General features: G+C 52.3%; 13 protein-coding genes. 3 read left to right on the forward strand and 10 right to left on the reverse strand.

The window, feature by feature from the left end; genetic code table 11:
- Window positions 1–174: 174 nt before the first annotated feature.
- Both steA and nhoA read left to right on the forward strand, forming a co-directional pair.
- The gene (gene steA / locus QEN31_RS11610) at window positions 175–807 is read left to right on the forward strand and encodes a type III secretion system effector SteA (RefSeq protein ID WP_001147134.1); all 633 of its coding nucleotides are present in this window, start codon (window positions 175–177) and stop codon (window positions 805–807) included.
- Window positions 808–1,090: 283 nt separating this feature from the next.
- Window positions 1,091–1,936 (forward strand): N-hydroxyarylamine O-acetyltransferase, encoded by an 846-nt coding sequence (gene nhoA, locus QEN31_RS11615; RefSeq protein WP_000200329.1) that lies wholly within the window; start codon window positions 1,091–1,093, stop codon window positions 1,934–1,936.
- 35 nt (window positions 1,937–1,971) lie between these two features.
- Here nhoA and QEN31_RS11620 read toward each other — a convergent pair whose 3' ends face one another.
- The 7 genes from QEN31_RS11620 to QEN31_RS11650 form a co-directional block, all read right to left on the reverse strand.
- On the reverse strand, window positions 1,972–2,865 hold the full coding sequence (locus tag QEN31_RS11620) for a PhzF family isomerase (RefSeq protein ID WP_000804282.1): 894 nt from the start codon (window positions 2,863–2,865) through the stop codon (window positions 1,972–1,974).
- A gap of 105 nt (window positions 2,866–2,970) precedes the next feature.
- Window positions 2,971–3,651 (reverse strand): respiratory nitrate reductase subunit gamma, encoded by a 681-nt coding sequence (gene narI, locus QEN31_RS11625; RefSeq protein ID WP_000617106.1) that lies wholly within the window; start codon window positions 3,649–3,651, stop codon window positions 2,971–2,973.
- Window positions 3,648–4,343, reverse strand: coding sequence for a nitrate reductase molybdenum cofactor assembly chaperone (gene narW, locus QEN31_RS11630; RefSeq protein WP_001166296.1), 696 nt, complete (start codon window positions 4,341–4,343; stop codon window positions 3,648–3,650). The genes narI and narW overlap by 4 nt, the downstream gene beginning before the upstream one ends.
- The gene (gene narH, locus QEN31_RS11635; RefSeq protein ID WP_000702596.1) at window positions 4,343–5,887 is read right to left on the reverse strand and encodes a nitrate reductase subunit beta; all 1,545 of its coding nucleotides are present in this window, start codon (window positions 5,885–5,887) and stop codon (window positions 4,343–4,345) included. Before narH ends, narW begins: the two co-directional genes overlap by 1 nt.
- The gene (locus QEN31_RS11640) at window positions 5,884–9,624 is read right to left on the reverse strand and encodes a nitrate reductase subunit alpha (RefSeq protein WP_000040398.1); all 3,741 of its coding nucleotides are present in this window, start codon (window positions 9,622–9,624) and stop codon (window positions 5,884–5,886) included. The genes narH and QEN31_RS11640 overlap by 4 nt, the downstream gene beginning before the upstream one ends.
- A 91-nt stretch (window positions 9,625–9,715) precedes the next feature.
- Window positions 9,716–11,104, reverse strand: a complete 1,389-nt coding sequence (locus tag QEN31_RS11645; RefSeq protein ID WP_000198251.1) for a NarK family nitrate/nitrite MFS transporter — start codon at window positions 11,102–11,104, stop codon at window positions 9,716–9,718.
- Between the two features lie 214 nt (window positions 11,105–11,318).
- Window positions 11,319–11,897: a TetR family transcriptional regulator gene (locus QEN31_RS11650; RefSeq protein ID WP_000121043.1), complete on the reverse strand. Its 579-nt coding sequence runs from the start codon at window positions 11,895–11,897 to the stop codon at window positions 11,319–11,321.
- A 117-nt stretch (window positions 11,898–12,014) separates the two neighbouring features.
- Between QEN31_RS11650 and smvA the strand changes: the two genes are divergently transcribed.
- Window positions 12,015–13,502 carry a methyl viologen efflux MFS transporter SmvA gene (smvA, locus tag QEN31_RS11655; RefSeq protein WP_000489731.1) on the forward strand — a complete coding sequence of 496 codons (1,488 nt, stop codon included), beginning with the start codon at window positions 12,015–12,017 and terminating at the stop codon, window positions 13,500–13,502.
- Between the two features lie 24 nt (window positions 13,503–13,526).
- Here smvA and QEN31_RS11660 read toward each other — a convergent pair whose 3' ends face one another.
- The 3 genes from QEN31_RS11660 to yddG form a co-directional block, all read right to left on the reverse strand.
- A complete protein-coding gene (locus tag QEN31_RS11660) occupies window positions 13,527–13,907 on the reverse strand; it encodes a GFA family protein (RefSeq protein WP_014343841.1) in 381 nt (126 codons plus the stop codon).
- A 143-nt stretch (window positions 13,908–14,050) separates the two neighbouring features.
- The gene (ompD, locus tag QEN31_RS11665) at window positions 14,051–15,139 is read right to left on the reverse strand and encodes a porin OmpD (protein ID WP_000769035.1); all 1,089 of its coding nucleotides are present in this window, start codon (window positions 15,137–15,139) and stop codon (window positions 14,051–14,053) included.
- A gap of 524 nt (window positions 15,140–15,663) precedes the next feature.
- On the reverse strand, window positions 15,664–16,545 hold the full coding sequence (yddG, locus tag QEN31_RS11670; protein WP_000203799.1) for an aromatic amino acid efflux DMT transporter YddG: 882 nt from the start codon (window positions 16,543–16,545) through the stop codon (window positions 15,664–15,666).
- Window positions 16,546–16,799 lie beyond the last annotated feature (254 nt).

Genomic DNA, 16,799 nt, shown 5'->3' on the forward strand with positions numbered 1-16,799 from the left:
ACGATAAACCACCTGACGATATTGAAGCAGCATAAGATCAGGCCGTTGCGCCTGTTATTCTCATTTTCTCCTGAAAATGTATGCCTTTGAGCAATTTTGTTGATTGACATATCGTCATAATGAGAGAGGAGTAGGACATATAAAGCTATTGAGCAAAATTTGAAGGAGTAGGATATGCCATATACATCAGTTTCTACCTATGCCAGAGCTTTATCAGGAAATAAGCTACCTCATGTTGCTGCAGGAGATTATGAAAATAAATTATCAACAAAAATCATGAAAGGCATCTTGTATGTGCTTACCGCAGGACTGGCCTACGGATTTACGCGAGTAATTGAACATTATTGTAATGTTACGCCTAAAGTTGCGGAGTTCTGTGCCAATGCAGGGAATATCCATAATCACCTTGCTGATGCTGTACGTGATGGACTGTTTACTATAGATGTCGAGCTTTCTGATGGTCGGATGTTAACATTCGAACAACTCTCGCTGATAGCTGAAGGTAAGCCAATCGTCAGGATATCGGATGGGGAACATACCGTTGAGGTTGAGGGGACCTTTGAAGAGATTTGTATGAGACTGGAAGAGGGCTTTTTTGAAGCGCCAGCGTACTATGATTATGATATTGATGAAAAATATAAAACCGTCAGAGAGCGAATGGCAGCATATAATGCCTTACCTCAGGCATTAGGCGCCATTCCGTGTTTAGAATATTATATCGCTCGGGCCAGCAACATGCAGGAGGCGAAAGCGCAATGGGCGGCCGACATAAAAGCTCGCTACCATAACTATTTGGACAATTATTAAAAAGCGTTTATGTTTAGCCAGTTTTGTTAGAAATCAGACTCGCTGAGCCGGCGTTAAAAATTTTAACACGCCGCTATTTTGGCGGCGTGTCGCAAAGAGATTCTCAGAACCCGATTTCCGTTTGTACGCCAAAATTCCACGTACCTCCGGCGCGACAGCCGGCCTGTCTTATTTTTTTCAAAAGTATCCAACGCTATTCCACGGATAGGGTATCCTGTTGCGCAGCGATATCCGCCTCAGCCTGTGTGCCGAACGCAAGCATTAATGTTAATGGAAGCCTCAGATGACCTCTTTTTTACATGCTTATTTTACGCGATTACATTGTCAGCCGTTGGGGGTTCCTACGGTTGAAGCGCTCAGAACGCTTCACTTAGCGCACAACTGCGCGATTCCTTTTGAAAATCTGGATGTGCTACTGCCTCGTGAAATACAGCTCGATGAGACGGCATTAGAGGAGAAACTGCTTTATGCCCGACGCGGTGGATACTGTTTTGAACTGAATGGCCTGTTTGAACGCGCGTTACGCGACATCGGTTTTAACGTCCGAAGCTTATTGGGGCGGGTCATTCTGTCTCATCCCGCCAGTTTACCGCCGCGCACGCACCGTTTGCTGCTGGTTGATGTTGAGGATGAGCAGTGGATCGCGGACGTGGGGTTTGGCGGCCAAACGCTAACCGCACCGCTTCGTCTGCAGGCTGAAATTGCCCAGCAAACGCCGCATGGCGAATACCGCCTGATGCAGGAGGGAAGCACATGGATTTTACAATTCCGCCACCATGAGCACTGGCAGTCGATGTACTGTTTTGATCTGGGGGTGCAGCAGCAGAGCGATCATGTGATGGGCAATTTCTGGTCGGCTCACTGGCCGCAATCCCATTTTCGTCATCATTTGTTGATGTGCCGCCATTTGCCTGATGGCGGCAAGCTGACATTAACGAATTTCCACTTCACGCGTTACCACCAGGGACATGCCGTTGAACAGGTCAATGTACCGGATGTACCGTCGTTGTATCAGTTACTTCAGCAGCAGTTTGGTCTCGGCGTAAATGATGTAAAGCACGGTTTTACCGAGGCGGAGCTGGCCGCGGTAATGGCTGCATTTGATACCCATCCAGAGGCGGGAAAATAATTTTTTGCCGCGAGGATTTGCGGGCCTGACAAAGATTAAAAAGTAATGGCCCATTCGGCATGAAACAGAATGACCGCCTGGCCGGAGATGGTGACGTTTTCCGGCTGGTTATCGCGAATGGTGACGGTAACATCAACAGTACCCTCTTTGCCTAAAGCGCGCCCCTGATGGCCTTGAATCTGCAGCGTTTTACCGTCATGCGCCATCAGGCCATGATGGACGAGCCATGCCCCCATCGGGCCATTGGCGTTTCCCGTTACCGGATCTTCCACAATTCCTATCGCCGGGGAAAACATTCGCCCATCGGTTTCGTTTTTTCCCGGACGAATCTGGAAAGGAAAAAAGCCGTTACAGCCAATTTGCTGGCTGATTGCCGTCAGGGCTGCCAGATTAGGAGAAAGGGCATCAATATCAACGTCTGGTTTGAGCAGGATCATCACTTTTGCATGTCCTGTTGAAGCCACCTGAATTGGCGCTCCCGGCACGATATCATCTTCAGTCAGGTTCAGTGCGGTGATGATGGCAGCCCGAATCTCTCCGACTAGCGGTGGTTCAAAAGAGGGCTGACCTTGTTCCAGCGTGATGCGATAGTCGTTGTGTTCGGCATGAATTTCAACGCGATGACGGCCCGCTAACGAGGTTTGCCAGACGGTGGTGTTTCCCAACCCCAGTACCGTTGCCCGAACATAATGCGCGGCCACGGTGGCATGACCACAGATGGGGACTTCTACTGTCGGTGTAAAGTAGCGTATGCGCACATCACTCTCTTCGCTTTTTAGCAAAAAGGCGGTTTCCGAGTGACGAAGTTCACGGGCAATCAGCTGCATCTGCGCGTCGCTTAGCGTATCCGCATGTAAGACAACGCCAGCAGAGTTGCCGCGAAAGGGGTCGCCGGTGAAGGCGTCAACATGGTAAATCTGCGGTTTCATTGATGTTCTCCTTTGACTGAAGAATCATCATAGCCTGTGCGTTGCCGAATGACGACGCCCAGGCGTTTTTCTTTGCCCGGTAAGCGTATCCCCGGGCAAAGAGAATTAGCGGCGGGTACGAACAATCTGGTAGCGACGGGTGAAATACTCAAACGGCGCGCTCCAGACATGAACCAGACGGGTGAACGGGAAGAGCAGGAAAATAGTCATTCCCAGCACCAGATGAACGCGGAAAACAAACGCCACACCGCTCAGCATTTCCGAAGACCCGCCGCGGAAGGTGACAATACTTTGCGCCCAGCCCACCAACTTCATCATTTCGCTGCCATCCGGATATTGCGCCGAAAACGGAATGGTGCTCAGGCCAAGCAGGCACTGAATCAGCAAAATGCTCATGATGATAATATCAGGTGTAGTGGATGTCGCCCGCACACGCTGATTGGTCAGACGACGCCACAGTAATCCCGCGCCGCCGATCAACGTTAATACGCCGCACACGCCGCCGAGGATCATCGCCATCTGCTGCTTTACCGCAATCGGCAGGAACCAGGCATACATCCAGTGTGGCGTTAGCATCCCAAACAGATGGCCAAAGAAGATCCCCAGAATGCCAATATGGAACAGATTCGACCATATCACCATCCCACGCTTGTCCAGCATCTGGCTGGACGACGCGCGCCAGGTATATTGTCCGTAGTCATAGCGCAGCCAACTGCCGAGGAAGAATACCGTGGCGCAAATATAGGGGTAGATGTCGTAAAAAAAGACGTTCAGGTACTGTATCATTTCGGGCCTCCCGCGCTGACGTCGACGTACTGCGGCGCCGCGTCCTGGCTAAAGCGTCGTTGATAATGGTGTAACGGTGAACTGTCACAGGTCGTGGCGTTATCTTCGATAAACTTCACCTGTTCTTCTTCCCAGACGGCATCCAGTGCCTGACGGGTATCATCCCGCGATTCCTGAATAATCTGTTTGGTGACACTGTCACTTGTAAGCGTGCTGCCCGCCAGCGTCAGCAGGGCGTCAAACAGTTGATACCACGGCGCTCCTCGCTGTTTCAGGCGACCGCCCAGTAGCGCCAGAATAGGGGCAATATTCTGTAATCCCTCGCGCGCTTCCGCTTCCGGCAACACGCTTAAGTACTCCAGATAGAGCGGCAGGTGATCCGGCAGTTCGCGGCAGTTGAGGTGCAGGCCCACGGTTTCATATTGGCTTAACAAATCGACCATCGCCTGGCCGCGATCGCGGGACTCCGCATGAACATGCTCGAATAACAGCAATGAAGTGGCGCGCCCGCGGTCAAACACTTCACACCATTCTGCTTGTTTATCCAGTAACGGCGCATAAAGCAGCTCGCGAGTGAAGTCGGCCAGCATTGGCGCATCGTGTTGGATAAGGGTGAGCGCTTCATCCCGACATTCCCACAACTCGTCGTCCGGATACTCCATCAACAGGCCAATCGCTTTGAGGATTTGCATTATTCCCCCTCCGCTTTATCACGTACTTCGGTGATATTGATGGCATCAATACGGCTACTGTTGAACAGGTTGAATTTGGTATCCGACCCGTGGCAACCGTCGCCAAAAGTAAAGCCGCAGCCGTTGCGCTCCGGAAAGGCATCGCGCGCCATTTCCCGGTGGCTGGTGGGAATGACAAAACGATCTTCATAATTGGCAATCGCCAGGTAGCGATACATCTCTTCAACCTGTTGTATGCTCAGACCGACTTCCTCAATGGCGCGGGTATCCGTCACGCCTTCAACCGTCTGCGAGCGCATGTAGTGGCGCATCGCCATCATCCGCTTTAGCGCCCGAATGACCGGGCCGGTATCGCCCGCGCTGAGCATATTGGCCAGGTACTGGACTGGAATACGCAGCGTTTCCACCGCCGGCAGAATATTGCCATTGTGCGGCAACCCGCCCGCGTCAGCGTATGACTGGATGGGCGATAGCGGCGGTACGTACCAGACCATCGGCAGGGTACGGTATTCCGGGTGCAGCGGAAGCGCCAGCTTCCAGTCCATCGCCATTTTGTACACCGGCGACCGTTGGGCGGCGTCGATGACGTTTTGCGGGATGCCTTGTTTAAGCGCCTCTTCGATGACCGCCGGATCGTGCGGATTGAGAAACACATCGCACTGACGTTCATACAAATCCGTCTCGTGTTCGGTACTGGCCGCTTCTTCAATCCTGTCGGCGTCGTAGAGCAGAACGCCAAGATAACGAATGCGCCCGACGCAGGTTTCCGAGCAAACGGTCGGCTGGCCGGATTCAATACGCGGATAGCAGAATATGCACTTCTCAGACTTGCCGCTCTTCCAGTTAAAGTAGATTTTTTTGTACGGGCAGCCGCTGATACACAAACGCCAGCCTCGGCATTTATCCTGGTCGATTAGCACGATGCCGTCTTCTTCACGCTTATAAATAGCGCCACTTGGGCAGGTGGCGACACAACTGGGGTTCAGGCAGTGTTCGCACAGGCGCGGCAGGTACATCATGAAGGTGTTTTCGAACTGACCGTACATCTCTTTTTGTATGTTGTCGAAGTTGCGGTCGCGGGCGCGTTTTTCAAACTCGCCGCCGAGCAGCTCTTCCCAGTTTGGCCCCCAGATCACCTTGTCCATCCGTTTTCCGTCGATCAGTGAACGAGGGCGGGCAGTGGGCTGATGCTTACTCTCCGGCGCATTATGTAAATGCTGATAATCGAAGGTAAAGGGTTCATAGTAATCATCGATTTGCGGAATCACCGGGTTGGCGAAAATTTTGCTAATTACCCCCATTTTGCCGCCCAGACGGGGCCTTATCTTGCCATTAACATCACGAACCCAACCGCCTTGCCACTCCTGCTGGTCCTCCCAGTTTTTGGGATAGCCGATGCCTGGTTTAGTTTCGACGTTATTGAACCATGCGTATTCCATCCCTTCACGTCCGGTCCAGACGTTTTTACAGGTGACGGAGCAGGTGTGACAGCCAATACATTTATCGAGATTCAGTACCATCCCAACCTGTGAGCGTATTTTCATTTTTTCGCCTCCTGTACCTGATCCCGGCCCTCATCATCCAGCCAGTTAATGTTTTTCATCTTCCTGATCATGATGAATTCATCGCGATTCGAACCCACGGTTCCGTAATAGTTGAAGCCGTAAGCCAGTTGCGCATAGCCGCCGATCATATGCGTCGGTTTTGGACAGACCCGGGTCACGGAGTTATGGATCCCGCCGCGCATCCCGGTCACTTCCGAACCCGGAATGTTCATAATCCGCTCCTGGGCGTGGTACATCATGGTCATACCCGGCGGGACGCGCTGGCTGACCACCGCACGAGCGGTAAGGGCGCCATTAGCGTTGAAGGCTTCAATCCAGTCGTTATCTTCAATACCCAATTCACGGGCATCGGCTTCGCTGATCCAGACAATCGGCCCGCCGCGCGACAAGGTCAGCATCAGCAGGTTTTCGCTGTAGGTGGAGTGAATTCCCCATTTCTGGTGCGGCGTCAGGAAGTTAAGCGCTTTTTCCGGGAAACCGTTGGGCGGAATTTCTCGCATTTCGCTGACGCTGCGGGTATCAATCGGCGGACGATATGCCACCAGGCTTTCGCCAAAAGCGCGCATCCACGCATGATCCTGATAGAGTTGTTGCCGCCCCGACAACGTGCGCCACGGGATCAGTTCATGTACGTTGGTATATCCGGCGTTATAAGAGACATGCTCGCTTTCCAGTCCTGACCAGGTCGGGCTGGAGATAATTTTGCGCGGTTGCGCCTGGATATCACGAAAGCGAATTTTCTCATCTTCTTTATTGATGGCCAGATGGGTGTGCTCGCGCCCGGTCATCTCGCCCAATGCCTGCCAGGCTTTCACCGCCACCTGGCCGTTAGTTTCCGGCGCTAAGGCAAGAATCACTTCCGAAGCATCCAGCGCGGTGTCTATTCGCGGACGTCCTTTCGCCGGGCCATCGTGTTTGGTGTAATTGAGCTTACCGAGGAAATCGACTTCATCTTGCGTATTCCAGGCAATCCCCTTACCGCCGTTGCCTAATTTATCCAGCAGGGGACCCAGCGAGGTAAAACGTTCATAGGTGGCCGGATAATCGCGTTCAACCACGACGATATTGGGGGCGGTTTTGCCCGGAATAAGTTCGCACTCGCCTTTACGCCAGTCGAGAATATCAAATGGCTGCGCCAGTTCCGCCGGGGAATCATGCTGGAGCGGGTGTAGCACCACATCGGTTTCCTGTCCGAGGTGTCCGACACACACTTCAGAAAAGACGCTGGCGATACCTTTGTAGATCTCCCAGTCGCTTTTGGATTCCCAGGCAGGATCGACCGCAGCGGAAAGGGGGTGGATAAACGGATGCATATCCGAGGTATTCATATCGTCTTTTTCATACCAGGTGGCGGTCGGCAAAACGATATCGGAAAACAGACAGGTACTGGACATACGGAAATCAAGCGTGACCAACAGATCGAGCTTGCCCTCAATCGCGGTGGACTGCCATTCCACCTCTTCAGGCTTAATTCCTTCGCTGGAACCCAGCGCTTCGCCCTGGATACCGCTGTCTGTGCCCAGCAGATATTTGAGCATGTACTCATGACCTTTCCCGGAGGAGCCGAGCAGGTTAGAGCGCCAGACAAATAAATTTCGCGGGTGATTATGACCACTGTCAGGCTGTTCGCAGGCAAAACGGATAGCGCCTGATTTCAACGCCTGCACGGTATAATCCGCCGCAGACAGCCCGGCTTTATCGGCGCTCGCTTTCACGCTGAGCGGGTTAAGATTAAGCTGCGGCGCCGAGGGTAGCCAGCCCATACGTTCCGCGCGCACGTTGAAATCGATCAGGTGTCCGGAAAATTTAGCCGGATCGGCCAGCGGCGACAGCAACTCTTGCGCAGTCAGTTTTTCATAGCGCCACTGGCTGGCATGGTTGTAGAAAAACGAGGTACTGTTCATCTGACGCGGCGGGCGATTCCAGTCCAGCGCGAAGGCCAGCGGCAGCCAGCCGGTTTGCGGCCGCAGCTTCTCCTGGCCGACATAGTGCGCCCAGCCGCCGCCGGTTTGTCCAACACAGCCGCAGAACACCAGCATGTTAATCATCCCACGGTAATTCATATCCATGTGATACCAGTGATTCACTCCCGCGCCGAGGATGATCATCGAACGACCGTGAGTTTTATGGGCGGTCTCGGCAAATTCACGCGCAATAGTTTCGATATGTCGACGCGGCACGCCGGTAATCTGTTCGCCCCAGGCCGGCGTGTAGGCTTTTACGTCGTTATAATTATTGGCGCTATGGCCGTCATCCAGACCACGATCCAGCCCATAATTCGCCAGCACCAGATCGTAAACACTGACGACCATCCGCTCGCTACCGTCCGCCAGAGCCAGGCGTTTCACCGGTAACTGACGTACCAGCACCGGTTCCTGCCGCACGCTGCGAAAATGTGGGTTTTCGTTGCCGCCAAAATAGGGGAAAGCGACACCCGCCACGTCATCATGCTGACCGAGTAAAGAGAGCGACAGTTCAGTTTCGACGCCCGCCGCCACCGGTTCCAGGTTCCATTTTCCCTTTTCGCCCCAGCGAAAACCGATAGAACCGTTGGGCGCGACCAGTTCGCCCGTACTGTTGAGCGCGACGGTTTTCCATTCCGGATTATTGGCTTCTCCCAGTCCATCCACCAGATCCGACGCGCGCATCATACGCCCCGGTACATAACTGCCGTCTGCGCGCTCATCCAACAGGACCAGCATTGGCATGTCGGTATAACGGCGGCAATAGTTAAGAAAATAGTCGCTGGGATTATCGAGATGAAACTCTTTTAAAATAACGTGACCCATGGCCATCGCCAGCGCGCTGTCGGTACCTTGCTTTGGCGCCAGCCACTGATCGCACAGTTTAGCGACTTCGGAATAGTCCGGGGTGATGGCGATCGTCTTGGTGCCTTTGTAGCGCACTTCGGTAAAGAAGTGGGCGTCCGGGGTACGCGTCTGCGGCACGTTAGAGCCCCAGGCAATAATGTAGGCTGAGTTATACCAGTCGGCGGACTCCGGCACGTCAGTCTGCTCGCCCCAGGTCATTGGCGACGCGGGCGGAAGATCGCAATACCAGTCATAGAAGCTCAGACAAGTACCGCCAAGCAATGACAGATAACGTGTTCCGGCGGCGTAAGAAACCATCGACATTGCTGGAATAGGTGAAAACCCCGCCACACGATCCGGACCATAGGTTTTGATTGTCCAGACGTTAGCGGCGGCAATGAGCTGATTCAGCTCTTTCCAGTTCGAACGAATAAAGCCGCCATGTCCGCGCACCTGTTTGTAACTTTGGCATTTTTGCGGGTCGTTCATTATAGATTCCCATGCCAGCACCGGATCGCTGTGCCGGGAAAGAGCCTCGCGCCACAGTTCTATCAGCCGCTTACGCACCAGAGGGTATTTCAGACGATTGGCGCTATAGAGATACCAGGAGTAGCTGGCGCCGCGCGGGCAGCCGCGCGGTTCATGGTTCGGTAAATCGGGACGCGTGCGCGGGTAGTCGGTTTGCTGGGTTTCCCACGTCACCAGACCGTTTTTGACATAAATTTTCCAGCTACAGGAGCCCGTGCAGTTGACGCCGTGGGTTGAGCGCACGATCTTATCAAACTGCCAGCGCTGGCGATAACTGTCTTCCCAGTCGCGGTTGGTATGCATCACCTGACCATGGCCGTCGGCAAAGGTATCGCCTTTTTGTTTAAAGTAACGAAAGCGATCCAACAGTTTACTCATGACATTTCTCCTGCTTCGATAAATTTTCCGCCATCCTGTCGATTTGGCGTTAAACCATTACCGGATGGCCGTCCTACAGGTGCGTATGTTGTTATTGTTGTTTAGGCTTACGACGCCCGTAGACCAGCCAGGTCAGCAGGACGCAAGCGAGGTAAAACAGCAAAAAGATTTTCATGGCGCCCACCGGCGAGCCGGTCAAGGCCAAAGAGGTGCCAAACGCTTTTGGAATAAAGAAGCCGCCCACAGCGCCAATAGCGGAGATAAAACCGAGCGCGGCGGCGGTATCCGTCACCGCTTCGCGCTGCGCCTGCTCATCGCTCCCGCCGCGCAGTTTGACGTTGTAGAGCGTGATCTGCCGGAAGATCACCGCAATCATCTGGAAGGTAGAACCGCTGCCGAGACCCGCTGTCAAAAACAGGCCCATAAAAACAAGATAGAACGCGCTAAAGCTGCCTGCGCCGGAGCCTGGCAGCGTGAGGAATAGCAAGGCGGTAAACAGCGCCATAAAGATAAAATTAATGAGCGTTACGCGAACGCCGCCGAATTTATCGGAGATCACGCCGCCTGCCGATCGCGCCAGCGCGCCGATAAAGGGGCCAAAGAACGCCAGTTGCAGAATGTTTACGTCGGGAAATTGCGTTTTGGCGAGCATGGCGAAACCTGCGGAAAAGCCGATGAATGACCCGAATGTCGCCAGGTACAGCAGGCTAAGCAGCCACAGGTGCAGACGTTTTAGCACCGGCAATTGCGAGGCGACAGACGCTTTTGAACTGCCGATATCGTTCATACCAAACCAGGCGGCAAGCGTCGCGACAGCCAGTAACGGCACCCAGATCCAGGCGGCGTTAGTGAGGGCGAGCAGGGAGCCATCAGGTTGCGGCACGCCCTGGACGCCTAAAAAAGTAAATATCGGCAGAAAAATAACCAGCGGCGCAATCAACTGCATCACACTGACGCCAAGATTTCCCAGTCCGCCGTTAATACCCAACGCGCTACCTTGTCTGGCTTTTGGAAAGAAAAAACTGATGTTGCCCATACTGGACGCGAAGTTTGCCCCCGCAAAACCGCACAACAGAGCGATGAGCATAAATACCCCGAAAGGGGTGGCGGGATTTTGTACGGCGAATCCCAGCCAGGCGCAGGGAATAATCAATATTACGGTGCTTAATACGGTCCATTTACGACCACCAAACAGTGGCACCATAAAGGAGTAGGGAACGCGTAATATTGCGCCGGAAAGAGAAGGTAATGCGGTTAATAAAAAGAGTTGGTCGGTGGTAAAATTAAATCCAATTTTATTGAGGTTGACGGCAACAGCGCTAAACAACATCCAGACGCAAAATGCCAGGAGCAAACAACTTACTGAAATCCATAAGTTTCTTCTGGCGATGCCTTTCCCTTTATTCTCCCAGAAGGCTGGATTTTCGGGTCGCCAGTCACTCAAGAGATAACGGTTATAATTCTCGTTTTGTCGTGTCATTTTACCCCTCACATGCGCATATCATTTGAAGAAAAACACAAAAAAGAGACAGAGCGTCACGCGCTCTTTTGAGAACTTATTGAAGTTTTTTTAGAATATTGAGTGAAAGAATAGATAAAAAACCAGGCCAGCGCGGCGCGATGAGGAGATATGATGTTTCTTAATTGTTACTATTTGTAAATTAAAAGCGATTTTTATTAAATTATTTGTAACTTTACGCAAAGAGTTCAAGCGTAATCATACGATCCAGATGGAATTTAAACGCGGGATCGGCCATTTCCGGAATCCCCAGTACATACATACCGTCCAGCCCGCACACCAGTGCGATAAGCCGCCAGGCGATATCCGTGGCGTTAGCAGTAAACGTAAATTCTCCTGCCTGTTTGCCCTGCTCGATAATTGTGACCGTTTCCTCATGCCACATCTGCATCGTGAGGAGATAAGCATCTCTGATGTGCGGATCCCGGTCGGCCAGAATTTGCGCCTCTCGCCACAATTTTATGTAAGGCTCAAAGCCGCCGTCTTCGCTACCCAACATAGCGTGAAGCCGTGCACGCCAGGTGGCGGGCGGCGGAACTTGCCCGGCATCAAGCAGGGTGCGGATCAAATGGACAAAGGCCAGCGCTTTGAGCTCGCCCGCCGAGCTGAAGTGGTGATGCACCTGGCCGGCGGCGACATCGGCTTCTGATGCGATTCGTCGCACCGTCATGGCGGCAAACCCCTCTGCCAGCGCCACGCGCATCGCCGCTTGCAGGATCACTTCGCGGCGTTCATCCCGGTTAAGGTAACTCATATTTTCCCCACATTAGCCAATGCGCGCAGTGTAACAAAAAGCTGGACATTCGTTCAACTTACCGTAGGATCCTGAAGCTGGACAAGCGTCCAAATTTGAGTTTTTGAAGGGAGAGTTATGTTTCGTCAGTGGTTAACGTTAGTCATTATTGTGCTGGTCTATATTCCTGTCGCCATTGATGCCACGGTCTTGCATGTCGCCGCGCCGACACTGAGTATGACACTGGGGGCCAGCGGCAACGAGCTGCTGTGGATCATTGATATTTATTCTTTGGTCATGGCTGGCATGGTGTTGCCGATGGGCGCACTTGGCGATCGTATCGGTTTTAAACGCCTGCTGATGCTGGGCGGGACGCTCTTTGGCCTGGCGTCATTGGCGGCAGCGTTTTCGCATACCGCCAGTTGGCTTATCGCCACCAGGGTATTACTGGCTATTGGCGCGGCGATGATTGTACCGGCGACGCTGGCCGGAATACGCGCTACCTTTTGTGAAGAGAAGCATCGCAACATGGCGCTGGGCGTCTGGGCAGCGGTAGGTTCGGGCGGAGCGGCGTTTGGGCCGCTCATCGGCGGCATATTATTAGAGCATTTTTACTGGGGATCGGTTTTCCTGATCAACGTGCCGATTGTGCTGGTCGTCATGGGCTTAACCGCCCGCTATGTTCCTCGCCAGGCGGGCCGTCGCGATCAACCGCTCAATCTTGGCCATGCGGTGATGCTGATTATTGCCATTTTGCTGTTGGTCTATAGCGCTAAAACCGCGCTGAAAGGGCATCTGTCGCTGTGGGTTATCTCGTTTACCCTGCTTACCGGCGCGCTGCTCCTGGGACTCTTTATCCGCACACAGCTTGCGACATCGCGTCCGATGATTGATATGCGACTATTTACCCATCGCATTATCCTGAGCGGCGTCGTGATGGCGATGACCGCGATGATCACTCTGGTGGGTTTTGAGCTGCTGATGGCGCAAGAGCTGCAGTTTGTTCACGGGCTATCGCCTTATGAGGCCGGGGTATTTATGCTGCCGGTAATGGTCGCCAGTGGATTCAGCGGGCCGATTGCGGGCGTGCTGGTCTCGCGTCTGGGACTACGGCTGGTCGCGACGGGCGGCATGGCGTTAAGCGCGCTGAGTTTTTATGGCCTGGCGATGACGGATTTCAGCACCCAACAATGGCAGGCCTGGGGGCTGATGGCGCTGCTGGGATTTAGCGCCGCCAGCGCATTGCTGGCTTCCACGTCGGCAATTATGGCCGCTGCGCCGGCAGAAAAAGCGGCGGCGGCCGGCGCGATAGAAACGATGGCTTATGAACTGGGCGCGGGACTGGGCATTGCCATTTTCGGTCTGTTGTTAAGCCGTAGCTTCTCCGCGTCTATCCGTCTGCCTGCCGGGCTTGAGGCGCAAGAGATTGCCAGAGCGTCATCTTCAATGGGAGAAGCCGTGCAGTTGGCGAATAGCCTACCGCCCACGCAGGGGCAGGCAATACTGGACGCCGCCAGACATGCCTTTATCTGGTCGCATAGCGTGGCGTTAAGCAGCGCCGGGAGTATGCTTCTTTTGCTGGCGGTAGGGATGTGGTTCAGCCTGGCAAAAGCCCAACGCCGATAACATAACGCCTGGTGAGATAAGCGCTTAATGCGCTAGCTGGCAGGGGGAGTCCATTTCCTCAACCTCTTTACCGCTGAGGCGTGCGTATTGCCCCGTCAGTCGCCAGAAGGCAGGTTGGGTCTCGGTATAAATTTCCGCAGCCAGAATCAGCCGACGGCGATCAACTTCGTTCAGTTCCAGTAAGGTCCAGGGAATAAAATAGCGATCGGTATCGGTAAGCCGAAACCACAGCGGACACCCGCAGCCGGAACAGAAGTAGCGTTCGCCGCGCGAAGAGGATGAAAAGTATGGCGGTTCCGGGGAAAGGGGGGCTAGCTGTGGTTGCCCGCAGGCTTCCAGATACATGGCTATTCCACCCGACCATTTTTGACACAGCGTACAATGGCAGGCATAGACATCCAGCATTTCGACGTCAACGGTAAAATGGCTCTGTCCGCAAAGACAACGACCAGTGAACGTCTGCACGGCATACTCCTTATGACCGAGTCTACATCAAGAGAAAAAGCCAGCCCTGAAAGGACTGGCTTTGTATTCAGACTACAACAAAATTAGAACTGGTAGTTCAGACCAACAGCAACGATGTTGTCGGTAGACACTTTAGCCGCTTTGGTGAAGTCGCTGTCGTCCAGCAGGTTGATTTTGTAATCAACGAAGGTGGACATGTTTTTGTTGAAGTAGTAGGTTGCGCCAACATCGATGTACTCAACCAGATCCTGGTCGCCGTAAGTACCCAGGTTTTTACCTTTGGATTTCAGGTAAGCGATGGACGGACGCAGACCGAAGTCGAACTGATACTGAGCAACCGCTTCGAAGTTCTGGGTTTTATTCGCGATAAACGCATCACCCGCTGCATCTTCACCGAAGGTGGTCATGTTCAGCGTTTCGGAGTAGGTGGTCGCCAGGTAGATGTTGTTCGCATCATATTTCAGACCAGCAGCCCAGACTTCAGCGTTTTTACCCGCAGCATTCAGGTTGCTCGCTGCTTTCACCTGGTTGTTAGTACGGTCAGACTTCGCATAGGCCGCACCTACGCCAAAACCTTCGTACTCATACGTTGCGGACAGACCGAAACCGTCGCCGTTAGACTCGTACGCGCCGTCACGGTCGTTTTTGCCCTGGTACTGCGCGGCAAAGTTCAGACCTTCAACCAGGCCAAAGAAGTCAGTGTTACGGTAGGTGGCAACACCAGTAGTACGGCCAGTCATGAAGACGTCAGTCTGAGTCCAGGTATCGCCACCAAACTCTGGCAGAACGTCGGTCCATGCGCCGATGTCGTAAGCAACGCCGTAGTTACGACCGTAGTCGAAAGAACCGTAGTCAGCGAATTTCAGACCAGCAAACGCCAGACGGGTTTTGTCTTTGTCAGCGCCCTGGCTTTCAGTACGGTTGCCTTTGAATTCATATTCCCACTGGCCAAAACCGGTTAACTGATCGTTGATCTGCGTTTCGCCTTTAAAGCCCAGACGCGCGTAAGTTTTGTCACCATCACTTCCGTTATCATCAGAGAAATAATGCTGAGCGTGAACTTTACCGTACAGATCCAGTTTATTGCCGTCTTTGTTATATACCTCGGCTGCATTTACAACGCCTGCTGCCAACAGGGAAGTCACTGCCACTGCCACTAACTTAAGTTTCATTTTAATAATCCTTATAATTTTCTTAGCGTGTTTCCTCAACCATTGTTAAACGAGGCGTTTGTCAATGGCAGACTATTTTTAAATGACGGAGTGGCATAAGTTCAATAATAAGTTTCATAAGATTACAAATTATTTTAATTTGTGTGATCGAGATCTCCTTAATACATTTGAGAGTATTAATTCAAATAGGGACTGTCTAATAAGATATATTTTCGGAGGGGACTATTGGGCTGTTTATGGTTTTATTTTTGGTAGTAACCACTGATTATTATATGCACTAATAACAGTTGCAAGCTAACGTTAATTATATATTTGTTAATATAATTACATCATTACATTAACATATTTAACGATTTTATAAAATTCATTTTTACCAGCGCAATCCTGGTATGGCGCAGGAGGAGCACGTGAAAATGGAAAATCGTTAAATACGCACAGGCAATAGATAAAAGCGTAGTTGTGTTATGAAGAGTGTCAAGGTACAGCGGGTCGATTTAATATCAATATCGGCCCGCCCGTCGCTATTAGCGCCGCCGCGTTGCCAGCCAACAAAGTAGCGAACCTACGCAAACCATGACTGCGCCTTGCCAGAAGGAGAATGACAGTGGTGAGCTGAGTAACAGCGCTGCCAGAGCAGAGGACATGACGGGGGTAAAATAAGACCCTACGGCCATGATAGTCACATTGCCATGAAGTATGCCCACATTCCATGCTGCGTAGGCAAACCCCAGCGTTAATGCCGCGGTAAAAAGTTTAGCAATCACCGGTAGGCTAAATATCATGGCAGGTTGCGGCGTAAGAAAATAGTGTAACCACAGCGCCACGGCGGTGAGTAACACAAAGACGGTGATACCGTTAAAACCACGCGCATATTTATTGGTGACCGTGCAGTACGTCGCCCATATAAACGCCCCAAGAAATGCCAGTAAATAACTTAGCGGACTGGTGGCGACATTGCTGATAATTTCTCCGGGATTAAGACCATTCTCGCCCCCCAGAACCCAGCAAACGCCAGTAAGTGCAATAAGCAATCCAGGAACAATAAGCCAGTTAGTTTTTTGCCCATTAAAAAGAATGGCAAACAGAATGGTCAGGCTGGGCCATAAATAGTTAACCATGCCGACTTCGATAGCCTGATGGCGAGTGGCGGCATAACCGAGAGAAAGCGCCAGGCATATTTCATAACTGACAAACAGTACGCTGCCTGCGATGAGGTATCGCCCCGGGAAACGGCGGATATCAGGTAATCCGACGGTAAAAATCAGCAGCAGACCGCTTAATGAATAGATCATGGCTGCGCCGCCTACCGGTCCGAGACCTTCGCTGACGCCGCGAATTAACCCAACCATCGTGCTCCACAGAACGATGGCAACAAGCCCTATTAGCGTTGCTTTTTGTGATGTCATGCTTTGTGACTGTCCTGAATACCGCGCAAAATAAACTGCCACTTATAGCACTTTTTCCGAGGGCGATGCCATGCAGTGTCATTTTTTAGTACCTCCCTGGAGTTATTGCAGTTTAAAAATAGGGCTATTTAATAGCGGAACCGTTTCAATATTGATTTGACGCAAAAAAGTTATCGATTTTGCTGTTAGTTTCCTCGCGAAGTTATACACGCATCCTGGGCTGAGGTTTTGCTGCAGTTCGAAGGAGGCGTGCA

It is taken from the genome of Salmonella sp. SA15303 (assembly GCF_029962125.1).
GTDB classification, from domain to species: Bacteria; Pseudomonadota; Gammaproteobacteria; order Enterobacterales; family Enterobacteriaceae; genus Salmonella; species Salmonella enterica.

What these genes read in the sequence shown, in the direction of transcription:
- steA (WP_001147134.1), top strand. Translation starts at nt 175, where the DNA reads ATGCCATATACATCAGTTTCTACCTATGCCAGAGCTTTATCAGGAAAT.
- nhoA (WP_000200329.1), top strand. Translation starts at nt 1,091, where the DNA reads ATGACCTCTTTTTTACATGCTTATTTTACGCGATTACATTGTCAGCCG.
- QEN31_RS11620 (WP_000804282.1), bottom strand. Translation starts at nt 2,865, where the DNA reads ATGAAACCGCAGATTTACCATGTTGACGCCTTCACCGGCGACCCCTTT.
- narI (WP_000617106.1), bottom strand. Translation starts at nt 3,651, where the DNA reads ATGATACAGTACCTGAACGTCTTTTTTTACGACATCTACCCCTATATT.
- narW (WP_001166296.1), bottom strand. Translation starts at nt 4,343, where the DNA reads ATGCAAATCCTCAAAGCGATTGGCCTGTTGATGGAGTATCCGGACGAC.
- narH (WP_000702596.1), bottom strand. Translation starts at nt 5,887, where the DNA reads ATGAAAATACGCTCACAGGTTGGGATGGTACTGAATCTCGATAAATGT.
- QEN31_RS11640 (WP_000040398.1), bottom strand. Translation starts at nt 9,624, where the DNA reads ATGAGTAAACTGTTGGATCGCTTTCGTTACTTTAAACAAAAAGGCGAT.
- QEN31_RS11645 (WP_000198251.1), bottom strand. Translation starts at nt 11,104, where the DNA reads ATGACACGACAAAACGAGAATTATAACCGTTATCTCTTGAGTGACTGG.
- QEN31_RS11650 (WP_000121043.1), bottom strand. Translation starts at nt 11,897, where the DNA reads ATGAGTTACCTTAACCGGGATGAACGCCGCGAAGTGATCCTGCAAGCG.
- smvA (WP_000489731.1), top strand. Translation starts at nt 12,015, where the DNA reads ATGTTTCGTCAGTGGTTAACGTTAGTCATTATTGTGCTGGTCTATATT.
- QEN31_RS11660 (WP_014343841.1), bottom strand. Translation starts at nt 13,907, where the DNA reads ATGCTGGATGTCTATGCCTGCCATTGTACGCTGTGTCAAAAATGGTCG.
- ompD (WP_000769035.1), bottom strand. Translation starts at nt 15,139, where the DNA reads ATGAAACTTAAGTTAGTGGCAGTGGCAGTGACTTCCCTGTTGGCAGCA.
- yddG (WP_000203799.1), bottom strand. Translation starts at nt 16,545, where the DNA reads ATGACATCACAAAAAGCAACGCTAATAGGGCTTGTTGCCATCGTTCTG.